This window comes from Priestia megaterium (assembly GCF_046599315.1).
Lineage (GTDB): Bacteria > Bacillota > Bacilli > Bacillales > Bacillaceae_H > Priestia > Priestia megaterium_F.
Genome location: NZ_JBKIKC010000001.1, coordinates 449,923 through 476,392 on the forward strand (window position 1 = coordinate 449,923; position 26,470 = coordinate 476,392).

A 26,470-nucleotide genomic window follows, 5' to 3' on the forward strand; every position below is an offset into this window, starting at 1 on the left:
TAAATGTCCGATCCTTGTTTTAAATTCAATAATTCCTGAGAAATATAAGGCTTTTTTAGTACCTACAATGTACAATTTTAAATTACCGCTTTTTTAATCTGTATATCTGCTATTCTGAGTAATCTTCCCAGCTCTTACTTTCCATAATTAAATGATTTGACTTGTCGTCTAGTACACGCCACACTAAGGTCTTACCTTCTGTATCTTTTAACTCAATAATGCCCTCTAACTTATTGGTATTCACATGGACACTTTTCTCGTCTATTCTTTGTGCACTTTTTAATCTCGTTCCAAATTTTGCAGGGCTTTCTTCCGTTAGCTTTACAATTAAATCTATCATATGTTCGTCAGAGACATAGTTTTCACTGTTCTCATAGTTCTTATCAGCAGGTTTAATAGCGTGTTCTAACTCGTTTTCATATTGGCGCCAATCATCAATTAAAAAGATCGCAAATACTAAAGATACTGTTAGTAACAATCCATACATAACATTTCGTTTCATTTATTTTTGCCCCTTTCAATAGTGGTTTATAGGTAATATGAAGAAAATTCCAGTTGTAGAGGTAGGACGTATGAGGAAATAGTATCGCATTATCTTAGAAAATATTCCTTTTCAAAAGAAAAAATAGAAAAACAAAAAAGAATATATTTTTATAGTATATACGGAGATTACAAATACCTAGACCAATTAAAACTATTTAGAGACTACTATCAACGTTTAAACAATAAAATTTCCATTATAAAACACAAAGGTATTAATATCCTTTGCGTTTTATCATCAAGCTGTTGTAAACCAGTACACGCCAAAATAAATTTCATCCGTTTCCATTACAAAAAATTTATCATTCCATTCTGGTTCATAAGCGTAAGCACTCTTAATTGCTTTATTAGGAAAGATAAAAGGATTGAGCATGTTAGAAAATTGATTTCTTATGTCTATAAACTCTTCTTTAGACAGTGGCTTTAATTCTTCCTGTTCCGCTCTTATTCTTTTTTTTAAGTTCATATACACCATTGTTTCCGAAGCACTTTGCCCCTTATACCAATACATATGACTGTTTCTCGTCTCGATAAACCTACAGTGGCTACCAGCAAGCGCTACCTTATTTTCAAATATGTTTTTTACACCTCTTTTACTATTGCTTCGCTACTATATTTAGGGCTGCAGACGCTTTTGGCCAACCCACGTAAAAAGCCATATGGGTTATTAAGGCGATGATTACTTTTCCTCCTTTGGATTCACCATTTGAGCGATTCCTTGCCCAAATGACCAGTTTTCAAGGGGTGTCTCGTTTAATGTAATAAAGATATTGGTTGTAGAAATAGCTAAGTGAGTGGAAAGCCCTTCTGCAATAGATTGATATAGCTTCTTTTTCTGCTCGACCGTTCTTCCCTTCCCGCATGTAATAGAGATGTAAATCATTTGATTTGTTCTTTTTTCTCCATTTTCTAAGAGGTACTTTGAATCATAGAAAAAATGCCGAGACGGATATGGTAAAAATAGTTGAAAATAATCGTCTTTTGGGATATGAAAATGTGCAATTAAAGACTGATGAATACAATTGCTTACTTTTTTTTTTAGCTCCTTATCGTTTAACTGATATTCTGGATAATAAACGTGTACAAATGGCATCTATCATCTTCCTTTCTATATTCAGTGTACTTCCACAATCTTCATTTGTATAATTGAAAATAAGTTTAATAATTATCGAAAAAACCAATAGAGATGAGGTAATGAAGTGGAAATTAAAGAGTTAAAGACGTTTAAAGCAATTGTGGAGGAAGGTACTTTTTCATCTGCAGCAAAAAAATTGAACTATGCTCAATCTACCGTCACAGCTCATATAAAAAAGTTAGAAAAAGATCTTGGATTTCTTTTATTTGAACGAGGCTGGGAAGCAAAATTAACAAGGGAAGGTACATTATTTGTAGAAGAAGTAGATAGCCTGTTGAAGCATTGGGAGTATTCAATATCTCAAGCACAGCGTATAAGCAAAGAGGAAAAAGGAACAATCAAAATAGGGTTATCAGAATCGATTGCTCAAAAGCTAATGCCAGCTATATTAAGCTATTTAAATGCTGAAAAACCGTACATACACTGCGATTTCACTATTGGAAACACGGCCCTTTTATCGGAACTATTACATCAAGACAAAATTGACTTTGCTGTTTGCGGACAGAATACAAACCTTTCCGGCGTGACTTTTACTCCGCTTGGTAAAGAACAAATCGAATTTATCGTTAATACACCTCACCATCCGCTACTACAACAGAAATCAGTTGAAATAGCAGATATTGTTCACTATCCCATTTTAATAGGAGAAAATAGCTGTTATTATTACCAATCCGTCAATCATTTTTTAGCAGAGAATAATTTAGCCTTTAAACGAGTCTACAACTGTAGTGCACTACACCTCATTCCAGAAATGATGTTTGGACATACAGTAGGGATTATCCCTAGAGGAACTAGTTTAAAACCAAGTAATATCTCGTTTAAAGTACAAGGGTTTGATCCTCAAATGCCTATTGGGTTATTAATTTCTTCTGAAAAAAGAAGCTATTTGAGCCAGACAAAAAAGCAGATCATAGAGGTAATTAAATCTTCATTATCGTAGACAAATGAATTCATTTATAAAAAAATCCTTTGCTTCCAGAGCAAAGGATTTTTAAATTTATAGTTATAGAGAGAATAGGTTATCATTTTGATCAGATTTACAGATTAATATAATACTCATCCACTATCTCTATCATGAGCATAGTTTTTTGATAAGCTTTCTCTAAAATCTTGAGGAAGAGTCATGTCTCTAAAATTTAAATCAATTAATTCTTCTACTCCTTTATTTAAATATGACCAATTAGATGGTAGTTTCAGTAAATGGTCTAACAAGAGGGATTCATTAAAGCCTATGACACATATATCTAAGCTCCGCTCTCCCCATATCGCCCACTGCTTAGAAGAAGAAAACCATACCACTTTCTCTGAATTATAGTAAGGAGCATCAGCAGGACTATCTTCAGGTCCAATTTCTAAGGCATTCCTATAATCTTCACTTGATAAAAAGGTAGGAAGCTGCAAATAATTAAAATAGCCAAACTCTTTATAAAAATAATCTGTGGGATGTGGATCTAAGACAGCAACTGTAACTTCTTTTTCATTAAAGATTTTTGTTAAATATTGTACTGTAGGCCAAAAATCCTCACACATAACCCAATAAAACTCTTCAAATAAGTAATAGTCACACCGTTTGTTAAATACTTGATCAGGCAATTCTTTATTTGGGTTAAAGATACTTTTTAAATTTTTATTAATGAATTGAAAGTTTTGGATATTTTTAATGAAGAAATCTTTGGGCTTCACAGTATAGCCTCCTTCTTTTATTAACTAGACGTATGTTTTATCGGTGTGATGTTATCAACCGCGCATCTTAGTTCATAAAATTGCATGATTAAGGGGTGCACATTCGAATTGTATCTTAATGCTTTCAACGTCCTCTTTCCTAATCTTCTATCTACTAAAGCAAGAGCTTGAAGAATAATATTTTCAGAATTCAATGCTGGATTGATGGATAGCTGAGGATACTGGATAACGGCGTCATAAACATGATCAACGTTAAAAACACCTCTATGTTCTAGAACACGTGCAGTGTAGTCCATAACCTCTACCTTGCCAATGAACTCTGGGAAACATTCATATAAGCACTCTGGAAAGGCTTTACTTGTTTTCCGCTTCACTTCCTCCCAAAGTTTATCATGTTCCATTAAATATTCTGCTGAAGAAGCATTAAAAACTTCCTTCTTATCTAGAGTAATCCAAATACGTGTCTGCTCTCCAAGAGAAACTTTATATTTAGTCAAATGAATACTCAATCTATGCCTTAAATTATCACAGAATAAATTTTCTATATTTTTCTTCACTTTCGTCCATTTCATGTTATCTTTTTACTCCTATTCTTCCCTAAAATTATACGATTCCACTTATAGAAACATATTATATAAGATATGCCTAGTTTAAGTGATTTTTTCTAATGTATAGAATATACTGTGTCAGTTAACATAGTTACCGTTCTAGATACAAAAAAGAGCATCTACACGAATAATTAGATGCTCTTTTTATTCACTTAAGCAATGGCAATAGTTGTTGTAAACCGTTATTGTATATGCTAATTTTCTATTATTTCAATTTCAACTCAAACCTCTATATAGCAACAAAAAAAGAAGCGACCCTTCGGTAACTTCTTTCTCTCTTTTAATATTCATATGTCATCAGCCTAACTATTTTCACCTAGAATTTAGTCCCTTAAAAATGACAGCAGCGCTTCATTAAATTCTTTTGGATGTGTTGCATTTAAGCCGTGTGGACCACCTTTTATTAAGGACACTTTAGAATCAGAAATTGCTTCATGCGTTCGCTTTCCGCTATATTCAAATGGAACAATGCCATCTGAATCACCATGAATAACAAGAGTAGGTATAGTAAACTTAGCTAAATCTTCTCTAAAATCCGTTTTGCTGAAAGCAGCTATACAATCTAGTGTACCTTTAGGCGATGCAGCAGCTGCAATATCCCGATTGTAAAGTCGAAATGGTTCACTGACTAAATCAGTTCGGTCTCCAGCTGCAAAAAATGTTCTTGTAAACCCATCGAGAAAAGCTAAGCGATCATTTTTTACGCCGTTTTCAAATTCTTGAATGGCTGCATCATCTAATACTCCCTCAGGATGATTTTCTGACTTATAAAGAAATGGTGGTACAGCTCCTGCAAATACAGCTTTTTCTACTCTATTTGTTCCGTAAGTTCCTATATAGCGAGCTACTTCTCCGCCACCCATTGAAAATCCGACTAGTGTAACATTTGTTAAATCCAAATGTTCTAGCAACAGATGTAAATCAGCTGCGAATGTATCGTAATCATAACCGTCCCATGACTGAGAAGACTTTCCGAATCCTCGACGGTCATACGTTATTACTCTGTATCCAGCCTCAATTAGAACAGGAACTTGATATTCCCAAGACCGCCCGCTTAATGGCCAGCCGTGAATTAATACAATCGGCTTCCCCGTACCGTGATCCTCATAATATAGTTCAATAGGTGCTTGATTTTCTGTTCCTACCGTAATTTTTGCCATTTTGCTACCTCCAATATATAGTGCTTCTCTATTTGGTTAAGTGGTTGTAAACCTAGCATAGATAATAAAAAATATCGCTAATTCTCCTATGATGAAAGTGCTCGGAACAATCAGTATTAAGTTAACAATAAAAAACAGCGCTAAAATTCCTAAAAACAATCCTAAATGATAAACTTTCAAACGATGTTCTTCGAATCTATATTGATGAAAAACAAGAGTGGTTGCCGTGAAGTAAAGCAGCACGGAGCCAAATACAAAATATAAGCTGAATGTATAATGAACTTCATGTAAAAACATCAGTTTGATAGATGCTGCAATCATGCTTAGAGACATGAGGATGATTAAGTGTCCGTAAATAATCGTTTGTCCCGCTCTTTGAATGGATTTGTTTACTTTCCTTTCTACGTTCTCAAAGTATTGCCACCACATTGCAATGATCAGGACAAATGAAATAACAGAAAATAAGATTGTGTTCCAATCCCCTTTTTGAGGCTGTATTACAGCGAGAATGCTGACAACAGATTCTCCAAACAAAATTAATGTTAATAAAGCAAAGCGTTCTAATAAATGAGCGGTGTTAGTCGGTAATTTCGCGAGCCGTTTATGTCCTAAAATAGGTAAAATCATGTCCACTGCAATTCCTGTATATAACACAGCGTATCGGACCCATGAATCAAAAAAGAGCGAAAGAAGCGAAAGAACAATCCCAATTCCAAAACATGATCCTAAAAACCCAGCAACTTTTTTTCTCTCATCCTGTTCGAATTTTTGAACAACAAGGTATTGAACGGAGGTTAACGCTCTTAGTCCGATATAGCCAATTAGAAAAGAGACGTAATATTGATCAAAATCTACAGATAAGCTTGAGATCATAATAAGGACAAATAGCATTTGAAGAATCATAAAGATGCGTTGATGCAAAAAATCCTGTCCAAACCGATTGATAAACATCGTTTGTCCCGTCCACGCCCACCATATGGGAATAAAGATCAGTACAAACTTTAACAAATACTCCGCATGAATATGCCCTTGTTCAACGTGAAGTAAAACATGAGTAGCAGTAGCAACAGCTGCCACAAATAACAAATCATAAAAAAGTTCCAGCCACGTAACTTTTTTTTCTTCCACTACTCCGCATCCCTTCCTATCATTTATAGGCTGTAGTTAATGAATACTTTTATTTTATATACAAGAGACGCATACTTCATGACAGGTAGCTTAGTAAAAGCTAGATGAGCCAACTGTTCATCAGTCGGCTCACCTAGCTAACAATTGCTCTTATGTCGTTACATTTTCTCCGTCACATAAATGATCCACAGATGCCATTCTACTTTCATGTCTTATATGTAAAGAGAACGACCTATGCCAAAATGAAGCTTGGCTACGTTACACACTCTGCTTGCTGAAATCGCGCTGAGCTCCTCTATAGCTGCCCATTAAGTTTTGATAACCAGGAAGATGACTAGAAATTAAATTGCCAAAACCTTCAACGTCGTTGCGCCAATCACGCTGCAGCTCGCACGCTACGCTAAACCAGTTCATAAGCTGTGCACCGCCATGAGCCATACGCGTTAACGCTGCATCCGCCACTTGCTTATTGAATGTCCCGGAAGCATCTGTCACAACAAACACTTCATAACCTGCTTTAATGGCAGAAAGCGCAGGAAAAGCAACGCAGACGTCCGTTACTACACCCGCGATGATCAGCTGTTTTTTGCCAGTTGCTTCAATGGCTTTAACAAAGTCTTCGTTGTCCCACGCGTTAATTTGTCCAGGACGAGCTATTTTTGGCGCATCAGGAAACAGATCAACGAGTTCCTGCATGAGCGGGCCGTTGGGTCCATTTTCAAAGCTAGTTGTTAAAATAACCGGTAAATCAAAGAATTTAGCCGTATCACCAAGAGCCAATACGTTGTTTTTAAATTCATCAACCCCATAGTCACGCACGAGACCGGAAATAAGACCAGTTTGATGGTCAACTAAAAGAACGGCAGCATCATCTTTTGACAGACGAGAATAAAGATCAGACATTTTATAATCCTCCTTAAATTAAGGCAAGTAAGTTAACAGCTTGGAAAAGATAAATGTACCTCTTCCATTCCTTACAAGCGGTCTATAATTTGAACGGTTTTTGGATTTCATTTATGATTTGTTAGGTAATAACATGTATAGAAAGAGAAGCTATTTCTGAGGTGAATTTTCGTGAGGTCTGTTATCTCTCTATTAATCTAAAACAGAAACAGGCACTTGATCAATCCAATGGATGAATTGCTGTAAGTAGCGTTGAAGATAACGTTTCGTTTGTTCATCGGTAAGTACTTTTTGATGAGCATCAATTTTTTCATGAACTTGCGAAATCAGCATTTTTTGAAATGGTAGAACATTAACTTGCATAGCTTCCAATATTTCTTTAGTTTGCATTTGAGCAAAGGCAGTACCAAAGCCTCCAGGGGTTGCTCCAATTAGACCAACTGGTTTTCTGTTTAAAACAGAAGAGGTGCGAGGTCTTGATGCCCAGTCCAAGGCATTTTTTAACACCCCTGGAATTCCGGAATTGTACTCTGGACTTACAATGATGACGCCGTCAACATCTTCTATAGCACCTCTAAAGGATGCTACAGGTTCTGGTGCTCCGTCAACTTCTAGGTCTTCATTAAAAAAAGGAAGGCTGTTTATTTCAATCCAGCGATATTGAGCTGAATCATCTAATTTAGTTAATGATTCAGCAATAATTCGATTATACGAATCTTTTCGTAAACTTCCACAAATAAGACCAATGGTTTTCGTCATATATTCACTTCCTCGTTTGGAATTAATTTCATATTAACATGATGTTTCAAATATAGATATCAGTTTTATATATAGATAAATTAATTCCTTCTTTATACCTAAATTATGGTTAAACTAGAGTTTTACTATTATGAAGAGAACCTTCTCATTAAGATCTAATCTAAGTCTCTCACTTCAAAAGGAATCAAAGTTTCTTCAATTTTATCTCGATGAATTTCATACTGCTCAGGCAACATGAGTTTTTCTCCCATTGTTTCATGTGATTCATCATGAGCAAAGCCTGGAGGGTCTGTTGCAATTTCAAATAGAATTTCTCCGTGTTCTTTAAAGTAAATCGCATTAAAGTAATTTCGATCTCGAACAGCCGTCACTCCGTATCCGCTATCTGCTACGTATTTCTGCCATTCTAACTGATCTTCATTATCTTTTGCTCGCCATGCAATATGGTGAACCGTTCCAACGCCCATTTGCCCGCGTCCAATGGTTGTTAATTTTAAATCAGTCACATTTCCAATTTCAGCAGATGATTGAAAACGTATAAAATCTCCTTCTTGCCCTACTTTTTTCAGGCCCATTACGTTTTCTAGTAATTGAGCTGTTTCATCAGGTCGAACGGATAATAACGTAGCACCTCCGAATCCTTTAATAGCTACCTCAGGTTTAATTTCACCAACTTGCCACGTATTCTTTTCTCCTTCTTCTCTTTCAACAATCTCTAGATGTAAACCATGTGGATCATCAAACTCTAAGTACTGTTCTCCAAATCGCTCCATCTTCGTAGCTGGAATTCCAAACTTAGCTAATCTTTGTTCCCAAAAGCCCATCGCACCCTTTGGCACCACATAGGAAGTGACGCCAACTTGCCCGTCACCTATTTTTCCTTGTCGAGCATTTGCCCACGGGAAGAAGGTAATGATTGTTCCAGGTTTTCCGCCTTCATTTCCAAAATAAAGGTGGTACGTTCCTGGATCATCAAAGTTCACCGTTTGTTTGACCAAACGTAGCCCTAAAACACCCGCATAGAAATCAACATTTTCCTGAGGATGACCTACAATCGCCGTAATATGATGAATGCCCGCTGTTTTTTTACTCATTACTACCATCTCCTTTAATACATTTTTCGTCATTCGTTTCCTTATCCCTCTTATAATGAATATAAATAGTTATATTTATATTATATATCTCGAATTCGAGATATTATACAAAAAATAACGCATTTTTTTTATTTGAATCAATTTTCTCTTTTAGAAAATAAGAGTATCTATCGCATAGTATCCTGGTCCAGTAATCGCGATACCAATCGCTACAACTAGAAGCGCAAGGTTATATTCATACCCATTTTGTGTGGCCCAATATCCATTCGGACCGTGTACTTTCACAATAGCCATTACCATTGTTCCTGCAATCAAAAGCGCTCCAAGCGGTGTAAGAAGTCCTGCAGCAAATAAAGCCCCGCCTACTAGCTCTGATAATCCAGCCATTAAAGCCATTCTAACACCTGGTTTCATTCCAATGGATTCAAACCATCCTCCTGTTCCTTTTAACCCGTGGCCGCCAAACCATCCAAATAATTTCTGCGTTCCATGGGCCATAAAAGATAATCCAATTACTAAACGTATTAATAACAAACCAATACTTATCATTTTTTATTCCTCCTATTTTTTCTTCAACACTTTAAAATCTCGAATTAAAATATCCTTAATTAAAAGTAATTATAAAATACATATGTTTCCACCGTCAATATAAATTTTATATTTTTTTATAGAAGCGCATAGCAACATATTAAAAACATATTCATTATTTTATATGGATATGAACATGAGTGCGGAAAATATAAAATCTAAACTTTATTATTTATTGATCATATTAAAAAAGGAAAAACAGGATTGAATAAAAAAAGAAGTCACTCCTTAGTAACTTCTTTCCCTCTTCTACTATGCATGTATAATTAATACAACCGGATACAGAAGTTATCACCTTACTTTTCAAAGGGATATCTGTGTCACTTGAATTAGTACCGTCTTGTTCCTAATTTTTCAATGAATTTAAGCGTATCATTATATAGACTTAATTGATATCTGGGGGACTCTAATTCAGGTGGGATACTGATTTGTAAAGGTATTGAAGACAGATCCAGTAAATCCAAAGACGATTTGTTTATAGAGTGATTTTCTAAGTTTTTATTAGCTTGTTCTGTTATGTATTCTCCTAATGCTTGTAGTTGAACAGCCCATTTTTGTCGATCAACTGTAGGTAGAGAATTTGTTTCGGACCATTCATTAAATGTAGTGAGTACACCCGAAATATAGGTATACCCATGCTTTAGTTGAAAAAGGAATTGTTCGTTTTGTTTTAATAGCTGTTTTTTATTCCTAACAAATGGGTTCAACCTTAAACTCTTTTCCGCCTTTCTGAATTCCTTTTCGACCTCATGAAGTTCCTGAAGCAGGTTGGTTGTATCTTCTATTAAATTTTCTCCCTCAACAAATGTACAGTTATTGTTTACCCAGTAAGCCACCTTTTTCAATAATTGTCCAAGGTCTATTCCAAATTGAGTTACTGTTCTACGAGCTTCTTTTACGTAATTTGGAGGAACAATTATGATATGGATAATAATAGCGACAAGGGCTCCTATAATAGTGTCTCTTATTCGATCAGAAACATAATAATTTGTTTTATGTACAAATACAAAAACTAATAAAATGGTAAGAGAAATTTGATGAATGATTGTCTTATGTAGCCTTAGTACCACAGGAAGCACCGTTCCCATTGTTAATAATGACCCTATCGTCCACCCATTTACTTCTAAATGTTTAATGAAAAAAATCGTAACAGCGATTCCAAAAAGAGTGCCGGTGATCCGATAAAAAGCATACACAGCAGAATGTTGAATGGTTTCTTGGATGGAAAGAATCACAGTTAAAGGCGCTAAATAGGGATGTTTAGAGCCTAACATTTTTGCCAATTCCCACGATACACCAGAAGCTAAAGATATTTTTGTTATGAGTATTAATCCTTTTATTAGTTCGAATTTTTGTTTTCTCTTATTTATATCCATAAAAACTCCTTTGTTTAAAAAGTGCTCTTCTACACCTATGTATGTCAGTCGACTTACAGTTACTTCCTACCGTTACTTACTATTGACTGGAGAACATAACTTTATTACAAACAAAGCCGCTTTCATATATAAGAAGTTGATTGGATTAATAGGTGATTGTATATCCTTTGGTCAAAACTTTACGGTTGTTGTACATACATAGAAATCTTCAAAAAATTCATTTGTTAACCATATCAATATGATGTAGAAAGAGCTTGAAATTCGAACTATATCTATTAGCTTTAGATCATTAGAGGGTATGTATAGATGCAAGTTATTTTTACCTATTTTTCACATTCGGAGATTCACCCGCTGATTTATTTAACCTTTCAACTAAAGCTGTTCCATCGATCATTCTGCTTTTTCGTACCGGGTGCAAAGAAACTATTATAATGTTCTATCGTTAATCTCCCTCCAACTTCACCAGCAAAAAGCTGGATAAGCCCTATTACTTCGTAAATCATTTATGACTAAAGCTACAAGTACAATAAGTAAACATAAAGTAATTATCACTTATTAATACAAAAATGCATCCTACAAATGTAGCAGGATGCATTTTACTTAGTTTTCTGTATGATTATTATTTTTTCTGCTAAAAGATTCCTTCGCATACTCAAATGATTCGAAAATATCCAGCAGTTTCTATTGGTACAACTCTTTCAAGTACACAACTTGAAAACATCTCTAAATTTTGATACTAGGGAGCTAAAATAAAAAGGAAAACTCTATAAGATGTTTTCCTTTTTATTAAGTCTATAAAGAAGTTATTTTAGATGAATACTTCTGCAGACTCTAAAATAGCCATAACACTGCGTACGGATTCGATTGAACGTTTTAGTCCTTCATTTTCCTTTTCCGTTAAAGGAAGTTCAATGATATGTTCAATTCCATCCCCTCCTAGGATTGTTGGTACACCCAGGTAAAGATTGTTACAGCCATATTCACCTTCTAGATAAGCTACAGAAGGAAGAATTCGCTTCTTATCCTTTAGAATAGCTTCTGCCATTTGAACTATAGAAGCAGCGGGAGCATAATAGGCACTTCCATTTCCAAGCAGGTTAACGATTTCTCCTCCACCTTTGCGTGTTCGCTCTACAATAGCCTCTATACGTTCAGGTGAAATGATTTTATCAAGTGGAATTCCTCCGGCATACGAATAACGAACTAATGGTACCATATCATCTCCATGGCCGCCTAAAACAAACCCTGATACATCTTCAACAGATATATTTAATTCTTGAGCAACAAATGTATTAAAGCGGGCTGTATCTAATACACCAGATTGGCCTATCACTCTATTCTTAGGGAACCCCGTGGTTTTATAACAAACGTATGTCATTGCATCAACTGGGTTACTCAATACAATAATATAACTATTTGGTGCATGTTTTTTTACATTTTCCGATACTTCTTTCATAATTTTTGCGTTTGTTGAGACTAGATCGTCACGACTCATTCCCGGTTTTCTTGGAAGCCCTGCAGTAATTAATACTAAATCTGCATCTTGAATGTCCTCATAGCTAGATGTTCCCTTGATATTAGCGTCAAACCCTTGAACTGGGCTTGCCTCTAACATATCAAGTGCTTTTCCTTTGGTTGGGTTAGTCTGCGAAGGAATATCAACTAATACTACATCTCCAAGTTCTTTTTGCGCCATCATTAATGCTGCTGTGGCCCCTGTAAATCCTGCTCCAATTACAGCTATTTTTTTACGCTTAAATGCCATGATTTATCCCCCATTTCCTCGTCATTTGTATGTACTATTTTTCATTCTACTTTTTGGTCCTCTTCTACAGCAGCAGAATCTGCTTTTGCTTTATATTGAATACTGGATTTTGTTTTAGCAGCAGATGATTTGTTAGTCTCTTTCTTGTCTTTAGGTGTCGCCTTTGACTGCGATTCTTTAGTTTCATCTTTTAATAGGCTATTTCCAACCTCTTCATCGGGATGGGGAATTACATGTGCTGATACTAATTCTCCAACGCGAGCTGCTTCTTCTCTCCCCATATCTACAGCTGCCTGGACTGCACTAACATCTCCTTCAACTAACACTGTTACAAGAGCTGCGTCCACTTTTTCTTGCTTCACCAAGCGAACATCAGCTGATTTTAGCATCGCATCCGCTGCGACGATCGAACCTATTAAACCTCTTGTTTCAATCATGCCAAGAGCTTTAGCCATTCTCTCCACCTCTTTCTATATCAACAGAATCTATAATCCCGATAATAATCGCATCAATGGGTAATGGAGCGTCAGATGTCATATGTGCTGCGGCACTTCCTTGGGTAACCATCACCTTATCACCAATCCCAGCTCCAATACGATCAACTGCAATAAAAGACGAATCGTTATTCGATTTATTTAAAAGCTCAGGCTGAACAACTAAAAACTTTAAACCGCGTAAATTATCTTCTTTTCTTGTTGCCCAGACGTTGCCAATTACCGTCCCTATTTTCATAAAGCATCCGCTCCCTCTACGTCTATCACGCAAATTTCTTTTCCTAATTCTCTTGCTGTATCGCGTGCTAAAGGAGTGATAATCGTTTGAGGTGAAACAGTAATTTTTTCTTCTTCTAATAATTTCACATGTCTTTGAGTTAGCACTCGTTCTGTAAATGATAAAGAATGTTTGTTTAAGCCCGATTGCAAAAATCTCTCAAATGATTGGATTTTTACACCAAAGCCTTCTAATGTATTTTTATAAGCGATTAAATGAGCTGCATATCGATTGTTTATTGTCTGTTTCTGATTACTGGATAGTAGGACGTTGCCTAGAGTTACAGAAGGAATGAGTGAAACAGAAATTCCTTCTAGCAAAGCCTCAGCCAAAAGATAACTTTCTAATGTATCTGTAACACCAAGCGCCCCTTTTACTAGCAGGTCCTGCTTTGCTTCTACAAATAAAATACTTTGTATATCTTTTGGAAGATTTTCTTTTTGGTCATCGCTATAAACCAGTGTCCAGCTTGTTTCTAACCTTTTAAGTTGAATTGGATCAATTGCTGCTTCCTCTTTAACGAGCAGCAGTTTGGGCTTTACGTTTAAATGCTGCGTATCTGATTTATCTAATCGTTTTAAAACCTCTACTACAATTTGTTCAATCAGAGCGCGATTGTTCATAAAGCTTCCTCGTATCGAGAAAGAATCCCTGTAGCTCCGTTAGAAATTAGCCCGGCATTCGCTTCATCTGTATCAATATGCATTTCAAGCCTGAACTTTGGTGAAACTCGAATTAGTACATGTTCGAGCGTAGTTGGTCTTTCTCCTTGAGATGTAATTCGAACGCACTGACCATTTTTCACACCATAAGCTTCAGCATCATCTGGCGTCATATGAATATGAGCTCGTGCAATGATTAAGCCTTCTTTCTTGTAAATGCTCCCCTTTGGTCCAACTAATGTAATAGCTTCTGAATCCTTTATATCTCCAGACTCACGTAATGGAGGAACAACGCCAAGCTTAATTGAATCTGTTTTACTGACCTCCACTTGAGTTATACTCCTTGCTGGGCCAAGGATTCGCACCTTTTCGATACTTCCTTTAGGCCCAACAATAGTAACTGTTTCATTCGCTGCAAATTGACCAGGCTGAGACAGGTCTGATTTTTTTGTTAGTTCATACCCTTCTCCAAAAAGAGCTTCTACATCTTCTATACTTAAGTGACAGTGTCTAGCAGATACAGCCATTGGGACTGTATTGCTTTGCTTGGTTGTTTGACTTAACTGCTGAACAACCTCTGCTACAATCGATTGAATGGCCTGCTTATTCATGCGTTATGCTCCTAACTTTTTAAGCTTATAGTTCACTATCAATTTTTGGTAAAATACTTTCTAATTCATTGTGTGGACGAGGGATAACATGAACGGAAATAAGTTCTCCAACGCGTTGTGCAGCTGCCGCACCAGAATCTGTCGCTGCTTTTACCGCACCTACGTCACCGCGTACTAAAACCGTTACAATCCCTCCACCTACGTGAACTTTACCAACTAAATGTACATTTGCTGCTTTTACCATTGCATCTGCTGCCTCTACTGATGCTACTAATCCTTTTGTTTCAATCATTCCTAATGCTGTTAATTCTCTTGCCATTTTTAATTCCCCCTAATTAGTTTGTTTGATATTTTTGAAGTGCTTGATTAACCATTTCAGAAATTGCTGCCGAATCAATTGGTCCCTGTGGTTTTAATTGACTCATAACTTCGTTGACAATTTCCTGTACATCTTGATGATCTTTTATATCTGATGAAGCAGAGGTAAAAGATGCAGATGGTTTTGGAATTGCCACCTCTTTTGTACCATAAGCCATTCGCTTAATATTTAATAAATGGCGAGCAGTCACATTGTCTGACGTAATGTTGCCTCCGAACGAACCGCATCCTAGAGTAAAGGAAGGCTTAAGTCCCGTCGTACCCCCCACAGCTCCAACTGACGAGAGTGTGTTGACCATCAGTCTTGAAACCGGCATTTCAAGAGCAAACGCTTTAGCTACAGCATCATCGTTTGTATGAAGCGATAAGCTATGACCTCTTCCTCCAAGATTTAATAAGCTTAAACATAGTTCCCTTGCTTGTTCTTCGTTCTTAGCTGTATACAATGGGAAAATAGGTGCTAGCTTTTCAATAGAAAATGGTACATCCTTTGCCACCATTGTTTCTTCAGCAACTAAAATTCGTGTATCAGAAGGTACTGTAATACCTGCCATTTCAGCAATTTTCACAGCGCTTTGACCAACAATATTTGGATTGAGCTTCTTTGGAATTGGTGAAATTACTTTCTCCATCTTGGCTTTCTCTTCTGGATTTAAGAAGTAGGCTCCATTATTCTTTAATTCTCTAATAGCCATTTGTTGAATATTAAGATCGACAACAATAGCTTGTTCGGTTGCACAGATCGTGCCATTGTCGAACGTTTTGCTATCGACAATCATTTTCACTGCTTGATCAACCTTCGCAGTCTTCTCAATATATACAGGTACATTTCCTGGACCTACACCATAAGCTGGTTTCCCAGAACTATACGCTGCGCGAACGAGACCACTTCCACCCGTTGCTAAAATTAAATTCACATCTTTATGCTTCATTAATTCATTAGTTGCTGCCATAGAAGGATTGGAAATCCAGCCAATAAGTCCTTCTGGAGCTCCCGCTTCAACTGCTGCACGCGCACAAATTTTAAGCGCTTCCACTGTACAATTCATTGCCCGGGGATGAGGGCTGACCACTAGAGCATTTCTAGTTTTTAAACTAATTAATGTCTTGAAAATAGCCGTTGAAGTTGGGTTAGTTGTAGGAATAATTCCAGCAACAACTCCAAAAGGAGAGGCGACTTCTACAACTTTGTTTGCTCTATCTTCATTCACAATACCTACTGTTTTTTCATTTTTGATTGATTCATAAACAGCTCTAGATCCTACCTCGTTTTTGATTTTCTTATGTTCTACAACACCCATTCGCGTCTCTTCGACTGCCATTTTTGCTAGTTCCAATGCTTTGGAATAGGCTGCTTCGGCAACTCGTTCAACGATGCGATCTACTTGTTCTTGTGAAAAATCTAAATATACTTCTTGTGCGGCTTTTGCCTTTTCCACTGCATCTCGCATCTCTTGTAAAGATTGAAGATCTTGATCAAACTGCATATACAACAACTCCTTTCTACTGTCTATAAGCTTTTTAATAATGAACTGGATTTCTTGCGATGTCTAAAATAGCTTCACGAAACGCATCGGCAGCTGCTTGACAGGCTGATTGGGATCCCGTTAAAAACCCACCGCCAAAATTTGTTTCAGAAGGAGGGCCAAAAAACTTCACAAGTTCTACATCAGCTGCTTTAAGCGCTACATCAAGTCCATACATAGCCTCTAGTGGAGGGGCAATTAAATAAGCTAGTGGTTCTCCAATATCAATTCCTGCTTCTTTAGAAAGATAAGAACCTGTCCTTGCCACCACATGTGCATACAGCGCATGATTTTTTTCTTCATCTAATGCTTCAAAATAGGCATCTGATTTCGTCACTTGTAAAACGGCATCAATGCCCGCTTTAACTTCATCTGGACTTGAACCCGCTAATACTCCAATCATTTCACCTGATAGCGGACCTGACGCATGAGCAGCGCCAGCATAAAAGGAACGGGCATAAGCTACCTCAACATCTGCTCTTTTGGTGGCTTCGTCCAAAGCTGTATAGCCCACGTCATCAATACTTGATGTAAACATGGCTAAACTTCTGTAATAAGGCTGCAAGTTAAACTGTTGAACTAAAGCGTCATCCGCATTTGGAATCAAACGAACAGCTAAAATGTCAGCATGGATACGTGTTAAAGCCACTCCTATTCACCTCTATTGTTCTTTTTGAACAAGCGATACTCCGCTAGCTTCATATTTTAAAATTTTTTGAACCAATGTACCGAGATAAGCACCCGCTTCAACTGGGGGAATGCCGCCTTTATGAATATTGGAAACCACCATTCTCTCAGCTTCGATCATTCCTTTTCTCGGTTCATAACATAAATAGGCACTTAAAGATTCTGCACTTATTAGTCCCGGGCGTTCTCCAATTAAAAGTACCACCACTTTTGGCATCAGAAGTTCACCAATATCATCCATTACAGCAACCCGGCCTTTTTCTATGTAAAATGGAACTCCTACATCTAAATCTGCGCTTTTTAAAGACTGTTGAAGAGATAAATAAACATCTTCGACATTTTCCTCAATGGCTTTGGAACTTAAACCATCAGAAACAATAATTTGAACAGTTGGTGATTTGGTGCATTTTTCTTGAATGCACTTTTTTGCTTCGTCTGATAACTTTCGTCCATAATCTGGTCGACGAATGTATACTTCTTTATCTGTTACCTGAGTATTTACTTTAAATAGATTTAATCGTTTTAAGAGATCGTCGTTCACATTGCCATACACAGCATCAACGGCTGCTGCATGGTCATAGCGAAATTTCAACCATGTTTCTGTTCGTGGACGTAAGCCTGCTCTGCCAATCCCGATTCGAGCAGGGGTTTTCTGAATCAATGTATCTAATTCTTCTTGATTCACTGGATTTTTAATACCAGCCACCCGCTGTTTTGATTCAATATCTTCTTCCTGCTGAATAGTCATTTCACTTCTAGGTAAAGATGTTGAATTCGTTTCGTGAATATTCGGAAATTTAATTAATTCCTTTATTGAATTATCTTCTACTACTTCAACTAGAGGACTATTAACCATTTTCTTGTTTGCATTGGATGTATGAGCCCAAAAAGTTACGCTGCTTTGACTGTCGTCAGTAGAAGAGCTTTGTTCGGAACTAGATTGTTTTTCTAGCTTTTCAACAATGGATTGTGTAATTTTTTCAATCAATTCAGGATTCATCCTCTTCATCACCTACCTTGTAAAAATACTTGGATCCCCTGCATGTTTACTTAATTTTCCTTGTTCAAAAATCCCCATTTTCTCGAGCCACTCTGCAAATAAAGGAGAAGGCTGTTTACCCATCGTTTGTCTTAAAGTCGCTACATCATGGTAACTCATTGATTGGTAGTTAAGCATACAATCATCACCCATCGGCGTTGCAATGATAAAATTAACACCTGCCGCTGTTAGCAATACACCCAAATCTTCAATATCATTTTGATCTGCTTTAATATGATTGGTGTAACAAATATCTACACCCATCGGAATTCCATGCATCTTTGCCATAAAATGATCTTCTAAACCTGCACGAATAACTTGTTTGTTGTTATATAAGTACTCAGGTCCAATAAAGCCAACCACGGTATTTACAATGTATGGGTCATAATGACGTGCAAATCCATAGTTACGAGACTCTAACGTTAGCTGGTCCATTCCGTAATGTGCTTCGGCTGATAGCTCAGAACCTTGTCCGGTTTCAAAATATAAGCGCTGAGGCCCTGTTCCTGTTCCGTGACTTTTAGCTAATTGATTTGCCTCTTCTAGTAAGGCAGCGCTGATGCCAAATGAACGGTTAGCCGCTTCTGTTCCAGCAATACTTTGGAAAATCATATCCGCTGGTGCTCCTTGTTCAATGGCTTTCATCTGGGTCGTAACATGAGCTAAGACGCAGTTTTGAGTTGGAATCTCCCAATCATTCATAAAATTTTTTGTAGCATATAATAGCCTTTTCACACTTTCAACCGAATCATCGACGGGGTTAATACCAATAACTGCGTCTCCAATTCCGTACGACAGCCCCTCTTTTAAAGAAGCAATCATGCCTTCTACATTGTCTGTAGGATGGTTAGGCTGTAGTCTAGAAGCTAAGACTCCTTTTTGGCCAATAGTAATATTGCATTTTGTTAAAATTTCAATCTTATTTGCCGCGTGAACTAAATCAAGGTTTGACATTAGCTTTGCTACTGCAGCAATAATTTCACTATTTAACCCCCGACTAATCCTCTTTAAATCCTCACCCGTTGTGTTATCGCTTAAGATATACTCTCTAAGTTCTGCTATGGACCAATTTTTCATGGATTGATAGATAGGCTCATTTACTTGACTCTCAATAATTTGAGATACTTCATCTTCTTCAGGTGAAATCATTGGGTTTTCGCGAATATCAGCAAGTGTCAATTCACTAAGCACTTCCTTTGCGGCAATCCGCTCTTGAACCGTTTCTGCAGCTAAACCTGCCAGACGGTCACCAGACTTTTCTTCGTTTGCCTTAGCAAACAAATCTTTTAAATCAGAAAATTGATAGACAGCACCTAAATAATGTGTATGTAACTTCAACACTGAAGCCCCCTTTCTTATGAATGGAACGTAAGGGTTTTGACAACTACCGGTACCACACTTGTTTGTAGCAATTTGCCAATATCTAGGTAGTCACCATGTTCCACCTTAATTTGATCAATACAAATAATGCTTTGCGACGAATCTTGAGCAATAAGCGTTTGGCCTAATACTTTGGCATGATCGCTCTCAAGAACAATAATCAACGGCTGATCCGTTTTGTTTTTTTGTTTAACCGCTTCTAACAGACCTTTTGCCAATTGTTGAATATCTCGAAATCCTACGTATGGAAGTCCAGATAAGTACAAAGCGAAATTTTGCCCCTCCTGTTGAGGATCATGTATCTCGATCGCATCTTTTACAGCATCCTTTAAGTGATGAACGCCTTTTTGAAACCCAGCTTTAAAGGAAATTTGATAAACAGGTATATTTCGTATAGGCAAATCTTTGCTTTCTGCCTGAATAGTGGCTCCACTAATTTCAGTCGTTTGTGTACCGGCACCAAGAACGGTTGCGCGAACGGTTTCCTCAGGCTGAATCCATGACCATCTCTTCAAACTCTGACTATCTCTTAAAGAGTCTGCAAGCATCATTCCAATGTCGTGGTAAGGAGCTTGCTCAACATTTTTAGTTTCATATCGATAAAGGCACTCACTGATGCCACCAGAAAACATAATGACATCCACTTCTTCTTTCCAATTCGGCTCATGACCTAAAAGTAGAACCCTGTCTTCTGCTGTCATGGTACGTGTCAGCATTCGACTAATCACATCAGTCATATAATTTGTTATTTTCTTTACCTCTTCTTCAACCATTACATCACCTTTTGCAAGAGTACTATTCCACTCTCTTAATAGGTTTCTAAGGGGTGGTGAAATGCTGCTGATTCTATTTTCTAAAAACTCTATCAACCTGCCGCCTATATGTAATGTGCAGGTTCCACACAGCCTTCCCATTCGATAAACTGCTACATTAGCTGTTCCCCCGCCAATATCTATATTGGCAATAGTTTTGTTCGTTTTTTTAGAGTATTGGTAAGCTCCTGATCCTTTTGCTGCAATAATTCCTTCTAGATCGGGGCCTGCAGTTGCAACTAAAAATTCACCTGCATGATTTGAAAGATGATGAATCATTTCTTCTGCATTTTGCTTAGTTGCTGTCTCGCCTGTAATAATTACTGCACCTGTTTTAATGTCTTCGGGGCCAACGTTTGCTTTGTCATACTCTTTTCTAACAAGCTCCTCTATCGCTTCAATATCGATTGCTGTTGATGTGAGAAGTGGCGTTCGATAAATTGGGCTGCGATGAATGATCTCTTTATCAATAATCTCAATACGCGGCAAGTGTGTTCCTCCTGCCATATTCATCAGAGAAAATTGGCTTAACACAATTTTGGTTGTGCTTGTTCCTATATCAATTCCTGCACTGATAATCTCCTCTTTTAGCGGTTCATATCGTTTCATACGCCTCCACCTCATCAACCTTTAATCAGCAAAAGGTTTTATTCTACTGATTGCTAATTAGTAGTGATTTTATAGGCTGTTTTAGCCAAATAAAAAAGGCACCTCATACGAACTATCTACTGAAAGATAGCTGTATAAGGCGCCTTTGCCCGTGATTTTTTTGTATATTTAGAATATAACTGATTCCTTACAAATTGTAAAGGCTTTCATTAAAAAATAATATATTTTGATTTCCAGTTATCACTATACTGTTTCATCTCTTCTAAAGACTGACACTGTACCAAAGCTCGAATCTCTTCAAGCCCTTCTTTATTCTGGGAAGAAGTGACAACAATAGGCCCATTTACAACTGCTTGTTTTGCTTTTTTAATAGCTAAGCTCACATCAGCATCTTCCGCATCACTTTTTGTAATTACTCCAATAGCTAATTTATTAATACCCGTACTAAAATTTGGCGGAAAGACTGTCTGTTGCTTTGTAGCGTCCTGCAAATATAATACATGTGTAACTTCAAGAGCGGTTGCCATAATATTTTTATAAAAAAAAGGATTTTCAACATACTCTCCTGGTGTATCAACGATCCAATCATAATAGATTAAAGCTTGTGTTTTAACTGCCTCCACCTGTTTTTCGAGCAGAGCATTTGTTAATGTCGATTTGCCAGCACCAATTGAGCCAATGAGCATTGCTCTGTTTTTTTTATGCATAAGTCTCCACTCCCTACTATACAATTAAGATTTTGTAATAATTGAAGGTGTGTAACCTAATGTTTCGGAGAGAAAACGATTGATTTCTCTCATTGCCATATCTACTTCTGAAACGCTCCCCACAATAACAAGACTTCCTGTAAAGCGATCTAAAAACCCTAATTGAACGTGTGCAGCTTTTGTAGCTAAATCACCTGCAATGATAACCGTCTCACTTGGAGTTAATGTTAGAATACCTAGCGCTCCTTCTTGTTGTATACCTAATTTATCAAACATATCTGGGTCTGGATTTGCAATTAAATGGCTCAGTGTGATTTGTTTTCCAGGCACAAACTCTTGAATAAAACGCTTTTTTTCTTCACTCATAAAAATTACCTCTCCCTTATCGTACAAATTCCATACATTGCTTACATCACTTGTGTCTTACTTCTTTTCTTTTCTATCTTTTCATTTTCTTCAGACGCTGAACTTAAGTACTCGCCTTTTCCAATAATGCCTGCTTCGCGATCCTTTCTTTCTAGCTCTAAGGCTTTTGGAACAGATAGCCAATATGCTAAACCAATGCCTATTAAACCCGCAGAGAACTTCCCGATAATAACCGGAAGAATTAATGTCGGTTGGAAATTAGCTGTAAAAGATAAATGATCTCCTAATAAAAATGCGGAGCAAACTGCAAACGAAATATTAATAACTTTATCTTTTGGAGGCATACTGCGAATTAGCTTAAACATCGCTAAAATATTAGCAATTGTAGCTAAAATACCTGCACTTCCTTCTTTACTTAATCCAAGTTTTTTCCCTACAGCTTCAAGCGGCTTTCCTGCATATTTTTGAAGTAAATAAACCATTGGAAATGCACCAGCAAGCATAATGCCGATATAACCTGCCGTTTCTAGTGCACGGAATTGATCAGCTTTATCTGCCATGATAGGATGGAACCCCCAGCTTCCAAATAGATGGGAGAATAAACCTGTAAAAATTTCAACAATGGAGAAAACAAGAACTAGCTTGATTCCAGCATCCATGATACGTCCAAACCACATAAACCCTTTAATCATTAAATCAGGCAAGAAATATAGCCCTACTGCTAATAAAACAACAAATAATAAAAGTGGAGATAAATTTAAAATAATTTTCAAATAACTTATCGTAAATTCGTATGTAGAATCACTTGTAGTGGAAATGATTTTACGTATATCAGAATTGGTTACCATAATTAAAACACTTGAAATAAAAGCTCCAATAGGAATAGTTAACACACCTGACATAACACCTAGCGCCATATATTTATGGTCGCGTTTATCAAGCATGGCAAGCCCTACTGGAATAGAGAATACAATTGTTGCCCCAGCCATAAATCCTACTATCATGGCCATGACCCATCCTTCATACGACTCTTTTAATACGTGTGCTAATTGATATCCTCCCATATCCGTTGCTAAGATAGAGGTGGCAGCAATAGCAGGATCTGCTCCAATAGCTGAGAAAAAAGGACCGCATACAGTACTAATAAACCAAGAAAGGTATGGAGTTGCAGCCATAATACCAGCCGCTGGTATAAAAATGTATCCGATAGAATGTAAACCTTCCATAAACTGCTTTCCTAATCCTTGATCACTATTTCTAATTGCAGCAATAGCCCCACACACTGCACAAGTCATGATAATATAAATCACGATTTTCCCAATGATAACCACACCCAATTCCCCCTATATGATGATTTTTATTTAAACAGATAATAGTTTAACTATTTCTATCTATTTAAAGCGTATGAAGTAACCTGTTAAGAGCTTTGCTACTAGAGACGGATTAAGATTGTTCCTCTAAAAAAGACAAAAAGGTGCCAGGTGGTTTTTTATCACTTAAAACCACTAAGCACCTTTGCTCAAATTATTTACTTGTACAGTGAGGTTAAGTTCCATATTTCTCAATGATGTGTTTTGCTAATTTCTCTAGTGTAACCTGCTTTTTCATGCTAATAGTTCGCATTTTATTGAAAGCACTATCTTCTGTTAAATTATATTTATTCATTAAAATCCCTTTTGCTTTTTCAACAATTTTTCTTTTTTTCAGTTCATTATTCATTTCCTGAACTTTTTGCTCATACATTTTTGCATTTTCTGCTTGTTGTAAAGCGATTTCAACTGCTGGAATTAAATTTGATTCAGAAATCGGTTTTACTAAATAGCCTACTATATTAGCTTTCTTCGCTTTATCAATAAACTCCTTCTGACTGTATGCTGTCAACAGGAGAATAGGAATATTATATCTATTTGAAATAATTTCACTTGCTTTCAGCCCATTCAACTTAGGCATTTTTATATCCATAATGATCAGATCTGGCTTTAATGCAAAAGCTAATTCAATGGCTTTTTCACCATCCCCAGCTTCTCCTACTATTTCATAATCATTATCAGAGAGCATCATTGATAAATCTAATCGTACAATTGACTCATCTTCAACAATCATAATTCGTTTAGTCACGGTATCCCCCTCTTTCTAATGGGAACCTAGCTGATGCCATGGTGCCATTTGAAGTTCTCTCAATCGAAAATTGACCAGATAAGTCGTGAGTAACCATCATGGTGACTATATCCAACCCTAAAGATGGTTTGGCTTCTTTTGAGTATCCAATACCATTATCTTTAATTGTAACCTCTATCTCATAGTTATTCTTTTGGAAAAAAACGTGAATCTCACCTTCTTCTCGCCCTTTAAACGCATGTTTAATACAATTTTGAATGAGCTCGTTAATAATTAATGCTATGGAAACAGCTTTATCAGACTTTGTAAAAAGCTGAGTGCCCGAGTATTCAATCGTAATATTCTTATTTTCATCAGTAGCGCTATACACTAGCATATTACCAATTTTCTCAATCAAACTAAGAATATCTACATTATCTACACTAGAGTTAGAAAGAATAATCTCGTACACGGAAGCAATACTTAAAATTCGGTTAAGACTTTCAATAAAATGAGTCCTGCTTTCTTCAGGAAGGCCCCTTCTCATCTGAAGACGCAATAAACTAGCGATAGTCTGTAAATTATTTTTGACGCGATGATGAATTTCTTGAATCATCACTGATTTGACAACAAGTTCTCTTTCTCTTTCTCTAAGTTCAGTCATATCCCGAAATGTAATAAAAGCGCCATTCGTTGGGCTTTCTTGTTTTAAACTAACTTTTTTGACTTGAAACACCTTATTTAAAATAGTAACTTCTTGCATAAACAATTTTTCTGGATGATGAAATAACTCTTCTAAGCAAGGGAAATATTCCATAATTTGATTTCCTACCTTACACTCTGAGGAACAGACTTCAGAAACCAAATTGAAAGCAGCTGAATTGAAATATAGAATGTTTAAATTAGGATCAATAAAGAAAAGTGCCTCCCCAATAAACTCTGGAATAAGCGAAGCATTTTCTGTCATCTCCATTAAAATTTCGCTTAACGTGTCATTTGCGCTTGATAGCGTTTTCATTTTTTCTTGACGTTCAACCACTTCACTAATATCCTTCTCCATAATCAATGTAGCAATAACACGATTATTAAATCCTTTAATAGGAACTACACTTTGTTCTACGGTTTTTCCTTCTTGTGTTAAGGCACGATTTAAAGACATGGGTTTTCCGTTTTGCAGTGTATAAAATACTGCTGGTTCGAACGCTTCGTACACAAATTTCCCTGCGACTGGATGTTCATAAACTGACGGCGCAGTTTCTGATGCCGCTTCTGCTACTACAACTGCATGTTGTCCTTCTTTTGTTAAACAATCAATAAACACATTTGCTCGGTTTAAATCAGCAATAAGAGGCAAAGTTTTAGCAACTTCACTGATTTTTTGAATATCTACTTCTGCTAGATTTGTATGGAGCCTGCATAAAGAATTTAAGGATAATGTATGAGTCATATGTAAACTCCTAGCTGCTTTTAAACATTTAAGCACCAAAATATTAGAATATAATAACTATTATATTTTTCTGAACTTTCTTTGTCAATGACTCATTTTGACGCGAAAATATTTACTTTATGAAGGAAATCTTATTTCTTCTCTGGATCATCATCTCTTTTTCTAAAGGTCAAAGTGGACAACGGTGGTCTTGCACCGTTTGAACCCGAATAAATATGGTCCTGAGGCTTTAGAGATTTCTTACATAAAGATTATTATTGCTCCTGTTATTTCGTTAGTAATAGCTCATATAGTAAGTTTTGGATTCACAAAAAAAGATAAGATCAACTAAGGTGCTGCTTGATAAAAGGGAGTTTCTAACCTAGCTTTTATCTTTTAGGGAGAAATGCCAAATGACTTATATAAGAATTTACCCATTTCAATATGAATACACAGGCCCCTAGTTTATCTAGGAGCTTTTTTTTGGTACGAAAAAGGCTGCAACATGATATAGAAGAGAATTATTATTTTCGGAACTTTCAAGAAAATATAAGCACTAATAGTTATTTTTGTTATAATAAGAAAGGCTTTTCATGATCCTTAAGAATTATAAAAAAGTAAAAAAAGAGAAATATGGAGGAAATACAACTATAAAAATGT

The 26,470-nt window shown here is 36.5% G+C and carries 29 protein-coding genes and 1 pseudogene; 1 reads left to right on the top strand and 29 read right to left on the bottom strand.

What is annotated here, in order from left to right; genetic code table 11:
* Positions 1 to 109: 109 nt before the first annotated feature.
* From ACLHDF_RS02545 to ACLHDF_RS02560, 4 genes and pseudogenes are all read right to left on the bottom strand, one after another.
* Positions 110 to 502 (bottom strand): hypothetical protein, encoded by a 393-nt coding sequence (locus tag ACLHDF_RS02545; RefSeq protein ID WP_413917461.1) that lies wholly within the window; start codon positions 500 to 502, stop codon positions 110 to 112.
* A gap of 276 nt (positions 503 to 778) precedes the next feature.
* Positions 779 to 1,051 carry a hypothetical protein gene (locus tag ACLHDF_RS02550; protein WP_413917462.1) on the bottom strand — a complete coding sequence of 91 codons (273 nt, stop codon included), beginning with the start codon at positions 1,049 to 1,051 and terminating at the stop codon, positions 779 to 781.
* 85 nt (positions 1,052 to 1,136) lie between these two features.
* Positions 1,137 to 1,220 (bottom strand): annotated as a pseudogene (locus ACLHDF_RS02555) (carboxymuconolactone decarboxylase family protein); the annotation flags it as partial.
* The gene (locus tag ACLHDF_RS02560; RefSeq protein ID WP_413917463.1) at positions 1,220 to 1,633 is read right to left on the bottom strand and encodes a tautomerase family protein; all 414 of its coding nucleotides are present in this window, start codon (positions 1,631 to 1,633) and stop codon (positions 1,220 to 1,222) included. The pseudogene ACLHDF_RS02555 and the gene ACLHDF_RS02560, both read right to left, overlap by 1 nt.
* 106 nt (positions 1,634 to 1,739) lie before the next feature.
* On the opposite strand from ACLHDF_RS02560, the gene ACLHDF_RS02565 reads away from it, so the two are divergent.
* Entirely contained in the window at positions 1,740 to 2,615 is an 876-nt protein-coding gene (locus ACLHDF_RS02565; protein WP_413917464.1) for a LysR substrate-binding domain-containing protein, read from the top strand.
* Positions 2,616 to 2,731: 116 nt separating this feature from the next.
* Here the strand turns inward: ACLHDF_RS02565 and ACLHDF_RS02570 are convergent, their stop codons facing one another.
* The 25 genes from ACLHDF_RS02570 to ACLHDF_RS02690 form a co-directional block, all read right to left on the bottom strand.
* On the bottom strand, positions 2,732 to 3,358 hold the full coding sequence (locus tag ACLHDF_RS02570; RefSeq protein WP_413917465.1) for a hypothetical protein: 627 nt from the start codon (positions 3,356 to 3,358) through the stop codon (positions 2,732 to 2,734).
* Between the two features lie 20 nt (positions 3,359 to 3,378).
* The gene (locus ACLHDF_RS02575) at positions 3,379 to 3,930 is read right to left on the bottom strand and encodes a hypothetical protein (RefSeq protein ID WP_413917466.1); all 552 of its coding nucleotides are present in this window, start codon (positions 3,928 to 3,930) and stop codon (positions 3,379 to 3,381) included.
* Positions 3,931 to 4,289: 359 nt separating this feature from the next.
* The gene (locus tag ACLHDF_RS02580; RefSeq protein WP_413917467.1) at positions 4,290 to 5,126 is read right to left on the bottom strand and encodes an alpha/beta fold hydrolase; all 837 of its coding nucleotides are present in this window, start codon (positions 5,124 to 5,126) and stop codon (positions 4,290 to 4,292) included.
* Between the two features lie 36 nt (positions 5,127 to 5,162).
* Positions 5,163 to 6,254 (bottom strand): low temperature requirement protein A, encoded by a 1,092-nt coding sequence (locus ACLHDF_RS02585; protein ID WP_413917468.1) that lies wholly within the window; start codon positions 6,252 to 6,254, stop codon positions 5,163 to 5,165.
* Positions 6,255 to 6,512: 258 nt separating this feature from the next.
* Positions 6,513 to 7,157 (bottom strand): isochorismate family cysteine hydrolase YcaC, encoded by a 645-nt coding sequence (gene ycaC, locus ACLHDF_RS02590; protein WP_013058356.1) that lies wholly within the window; start codon positions 7,155 to 7,157, stop codon positions 6,513 to 6,515.
* Between the two features lie 192 nt (positions 7,158 to 7,349).
* Entirely contained in the window at positions 7,350 to 7,916 is a 567-nt protein-coding gene (locus ACLHDF_RS02595) for an NADPH-dependent FMN reductase (protein ID WP_413917469.1), read from the bottom strand.
* Positions 7,917 to 8,071: 155 nt separating this feature from the next.
* Positions 8,072 to 9,010 carry a ring-cleaving dioxygenase gene (locus ACLHDF_RS02600; protein WP_413917470.1) on the bottom strand — a complete coding sequence of 313 codons (939 nt, stop codon included), beginning with the start codon at positions 9,008 to 9,010 and terminating at the stop codon, positions 8,072 to 8,074.
* Positions 9,011 to 9,160: 150 nt separating this feature from the next.
* The gene (locus ACLHDF_RS02605) at positions 9,161 to 9,559 is read right to left on the bottom strand and encodes a DoxX family protein (RefSeq protein WP_413917471.1); all 399 of its coding nucleotides are present in this window, start codon (positions 9,557 to 9,559) and stop codon (positions 9,161 to 9,163) included.
* A gap of 368 nt (positions 9,560 to 9,927) precedes the next feature.
* Positions 9,928 to 10,974: an FUSC family protein gene (locus ACLHDF_RS02610; RefSeq protein ID WP_413917472.1), complete on the bottom strand. Its 1,047-nt coding sequence runs from the start codon at positions 10,972 to 10,974 to the stop codon at positions 9,928 to 9,930.
* A gap of 808 nt (positions 10,975 to 11,782) precedes the next feature.
* A complete protein-coding gene (gene mdh, locus ACLHDF_RS02615; protein ID WP_413917473.1) occupies positions 11,783 to 12,739 on the bottom strand; it encodes a malate dehydrogenase in 957 nt (318 codons plus the stop codon).
* 41 nt (positions 12,740 to 12,780) lie between these two features.
* Complete coding sequence (locus ACLHDF_RS02620) at positions 12,781 to 13,194, bottom strand: BMC domain-containing protein (RefSeq protein ID WP_413917474.1); 414 nt, start codon at positions 13,192 to 13,194, stop codon at positions 12,781 to 12,783.
* Positions 13,187 to 13,471, bottom strand: coding sequence for a EutN/CcmL family microcompartment protein (locus ACLHDF_RS02625; protein ID WP_413917475.1), 285 nt, complete (start codon positions 13,469 to 13,471; stop codon positions 13,187 to 13,189). The genes ACLHDF_RS02620 and ACLHDF_RS02625 overlap by 8 nt, the downstream gene beginning before the upstream one ends.
* Complete coding sequence (locus ACLHDF_RS02630; protein WP_413917476.1) at positions 13,468 to 14,133, bottom strand: hypothetical protein; 666 nt, start codon at positions 14,131 to 14,133, stop codon at positions 13,468 to 13,470. Before ACLHDF_RS02630 ends, ACLHDF_RS02625 begins: the two co-directional genes overlap by 4 nt.
* Positions 14,130 to 14,783 carry a phosphate propanoyltransferase gene (gene pduL / locus ACLHDF_RS02635; protein WP_413917477.1) on the bottom strand — a complete coding sequence of 218 codons (654 nt, stop codon included), beginning with the start codon at positions 14,781 to 14,783 and terminating at the stop codon, positions 14,130 to 14,132. Before pduL ends, ACLHDF_RS02630 begins: the two co-directional genes overlap by 4 nt.
* 25 nt (positions 14,784 to 14,808) lie before the next feature.
* Entirely contained in the window at positions 14,809 to 15,102 is a 294-nt protein-coding gene (gene eutM, locus ACLHDF_RS02640) for an ethanolamine utilization microcompartment protein EutM (RefSeq protein WP_013058365.1), read from the bottom strand.
* A gap of 16 nt (positions 15,103 to 15,118) precedes the next feature.
* Positions 15,119 to 16,648, bottom strand: coding sequence for an aldehyde dehydrogenase family protein (locus ACLHDF_RS02645; protein ID WP_413917478.1), 1,530 nt, complete (start codon positions 16,646 to 16,648; stop codon positions 15,119 to 15,121).
* Positions 16,649 to 16,682: 34 nt separating this feature from the next.
* Positions 16,683 to 17,336 (bottom strand): ethanolamine utilization microcompartment protein EutL, encoded by a 654-nt coding sequence (gene eutL, locus ACLHDF_RS02650; protein ID WP_413917479.1) that lies wholly within the window; start codon positions 17,334 to 17,336, stop codon positions 16,683 to 16,685.
* Positions 17,337 to 17,348: 12 nt separating this feature from the next.
* Positions 17,349 to 18,374, bottom strand: a complete 1,026-nt coding sequence (eutC, locus tag ACLHDF_RS02655) for an ethanolamine ammonia-lyase subunit EutC (RefSeq protein ID WP_413917480.1) — start codon at positions 18,372 to 18,374, stop codon at positions 17,349 to 17,351.
* Positions 18,375 to 18,386: 12 nt separating this feature from the next.
* Positions 18,387 to 19,751, bottom strand: coding sequence for an ethanolamine ammonia-lyase subunit EutB (eutB, locus tag ACLHDF_RS02660; protein WP_413917481.1), 1,365 nt, complete (start codon positions 19,749 to 19,751; stop codon positions 18,387 to 18,389).
* Between the two features lie 17 nt (positions 19,752 to 19,768).
* Positions 19,769 to 21,214, bottom strand: a complete 1,446-nt coding sequence (locus ACLHDF_RS02665; RefSeq protein ID WP_413917482.1) for an ethanolamine ammonia-lyase reactivating factor EutA — start codon at positions 21,212 to 21,214, stop codon at positions 19,769 to 19,771.
* A gap of 209 nt (positions 21,215 to 21,423) precedes the next feature.
* The gene (locus tag ACLHDF_RS02670) at positions 21,424 to 21,921 is read right to left on the bottom strand and encodes a EutP/PduV family microcompartment system protein (RefSeq protein WP_413917483.1); all 498 of its coding nucleotides are present in this window, start codon (positions 21,919 to 21,921) and stop codon (positions 21,424 to 21,426) included.
* A 24-nt stretch (positions 21,922 to 21,945) separates the two neighbouring features.
* On the bottom strand, positions 21,946 to 22,287 hold the full coding sequence (gene eutS / locus ACLHDF_RS02675; RefSeq protein WP_195782307.1) for an ethanolamine utilization microcompartment protein EutS: 342 nt from the start codon (positions 22,285 to 22,287) through the stop codon (positions 21,946 to 21,948).
* Between the two features lie 41 nt (positions 22,288 to 22,328).
* Positions 22,329 to 23,618: an ethanolamine utilization protein EutH gene (eutH, locus tag ACLHDF_RS02680; RefSeq protein WP_413917484.1), complete on the bottom strand. Its 1,290-nt coding sequence runs from the start codon at positions 23,616 to 23,618 to the stop codon at positions 22,329 to 22,331.
* A gap of 214 nt (positions 23,619 to 23,832) precedes the next feature.
* Complete coding sequence (locus ACLHDF_RS02685) at positions 23,833 to 24,405, bottom strand: ANTAR domain-containing response regulator (protein WP_413917485.1); 573 nt, start codon at positions 24,403 to 24,405, stop codon at positions 23,833 to 23,835.
* Positions 24,398 to 25,831 carry a histidine kinase N-terminal domain-containing protein gene (locus tag ACLHDF_RS02690; RefSeq protein ID WP_413917486.1) on the bottom strand — a complete coding sequence of 478 codons (1,434 nt, stop codon included), beginning with the start codon at positions 25,829 to 25,831 and terminating at the stop codon, positions 24,398 to 24,400. The genes ACLHDF_RS02685 and ACLHDF_RS02690 overlap by 8 nt, the downstream gene beginning before the upstream one ends.
* Between the last annotated feature and the right edge of the window lie 639 nt (positions 25,832 to 26,470).

What these genes read in the sequence shown, in the direction of transcription:
- ACLHDF_RS02670 (WP_413917483.1), bottom strand. Translation starts at nt 21,921, where the DNA reads ATGCATAAAAAAAACAGAGCAATGCTCATTGGCTCAATTGGTGCTGGC.
- ACLHDF_RS02625 (WP_413917475.1), bottom strand. Translation starts at nt 13,471, where the DNA reads ATGAAAATAGGGACGGTAATTGGCAACGTCTGGGCAACAAGAAAAGAA.
- ACLHDF_RS02620 (WP_413917474.1), bottom strand. Translation starts at nt 13,194, where the DNA reads ATGGCTAAAGCTCTTGGCATGATTGAAACAAGAGGTTTAATAGGTTCG.
- eutC (WP_413917480.1), bottom strand. Translation starts at nt 18,374, where the DNA reads ATGAATCCTGAATTGATTGAAAAAATTACACAATCCATTGTTGAAAAG.
- ACLHDF_RS02600 (WP_413917470.1), bottom strand. Translation starts at nt 9,010, where the DNA reads ATGAGTAAAAAAACAGCGGGCATTCATCATATTACGGCGATTGTAGGT.
- ACLHDF_RS02545 (WP_413917461.1), bottom strand. Translation starts at nt 502, where the DNA reads ATGAAACGAAATGTTATGTATGGATTGTTACTAACAGTATCTTTAGTA.
- ACLHDF_RS02690 (WP_413917486.1), bottom strand. Translation starts at nt 25,831, where the DNA reads ATGACTCATACATTATCCTTAAATTCTTTATGCAGGCTCCATACAAAT.
- eutS (WP_195782307.1), bottom strand. Translation starts at nt 22,287, where the DNA reads ATGAGTGAAGAAAAAAAGCGTTTTATTCAAGAGTTTGTGCCTGGAAAA.
- ACLHDF_RS02645 (WP_413917478.1), bottom strand. Translation starts at nt 16,648, where the DNA reads ATGCAGTTTGATCAAGATCTTCAATCTTTACAAGAGATGCGAGATGCA.
- ACLHDF_RS02550 (WP_413917462.1), bottom strand. Translation starts at nt 1,051, where the DNA reads ATGTATTGGTATAAGGGGCAAAGTGCTTCGGAAACAATGGTGTATATG.
- ACLHDF_RS02560 (WP_413917463.1), bottom strand. Translation starts at nt 1,633, where the DNA reads ATGCCATTTGTACACGTTTATTATCCAGAATATCAGTTAAACGATAAG.
- eutM (WP_013058365.1), bottom strand. Translation starts at nt 15,102, where the DNA reads ATGGCAAGAGAATTAACAGCATTAGGAATGATTGAAACAAAAGGATTA.
- ACLHDF_RS02595 (WP_413917469.1), bottom strand. Translation starts at nt 7,916, where the DNA reads ATGACGAAAACCATTGGTCTTATTTGTGGAAGTTTACGAAAAGATTCG.
- ACLHDF_RS02605 (WP_413917471.1), bottom strand. Translation starts at nt 9,559, where the DNA reads ATGATAAGTATTGGTTTGTTATTAATACGTTTAGTAATTGGATTATCT.
- ACLHDF_RS02580 (WP_413917467.1), bottom strand. Translation starts at nt 5,126, where the DNA reads ATGGCAAAAATTACGGTAGGAACAGAAAATCAAGCACCTATTGAACTA.
- mdh (WP_413917473.1), bottom strand. Translation starts at nt 12,739, where the DNA reads ATGGCATTTAAGCGTAAAAAAATAGCTGTAATTGGAGCAGGATTTACA.
- ACLHDF_RS02575 (WP_413917466.1), bottom strand. Translation starts at nt 3,930, where the DNA reads ATGAAATGGACGAAAGTGAAGAAAAATATAGAAAATTTATTCTGTGAT.
- ACLHDF_RS02630 (WP_413917476.1), bottom strand. Translation starts at nt 14,133, where the DNA reads ATGAACAATCGCGCTCTGATTGAACAAATTGTAGTAGAGGTTTTAAAA.
- ACLHDF_RS02610 (WP_413917472.1), bottom strand. Translation starts at nt 10,974, where the DNA reads ATGGATATAAATAAGAGAAAACAAAAATTCGAACTAATAAAAGGATTA.
- ACLHDF_RS02665 (WP_413917482.1), bottom strand. Translation starts at nt 21,214, where the DNA reads ATGAAACGATATGAACCGCTAAAAGAGGAGATTATCAGTGCAGGAATT.
- ycaC (WP_013058356.1), bottom strand. Translation starts at nt 7,157, where the DNA reads ATGTCTGATCTTTATTCTCGTCTGTCAAAAGATGATGCTGCCGTTCTT.
- pduL (WP_413917477.1), bottom strand. Translation starts at nt 14,783, where the DNA reads ATGAATAAGCAGGCCATTCAATCGATTGTAGCAGAGGTTGTTCAGCAG.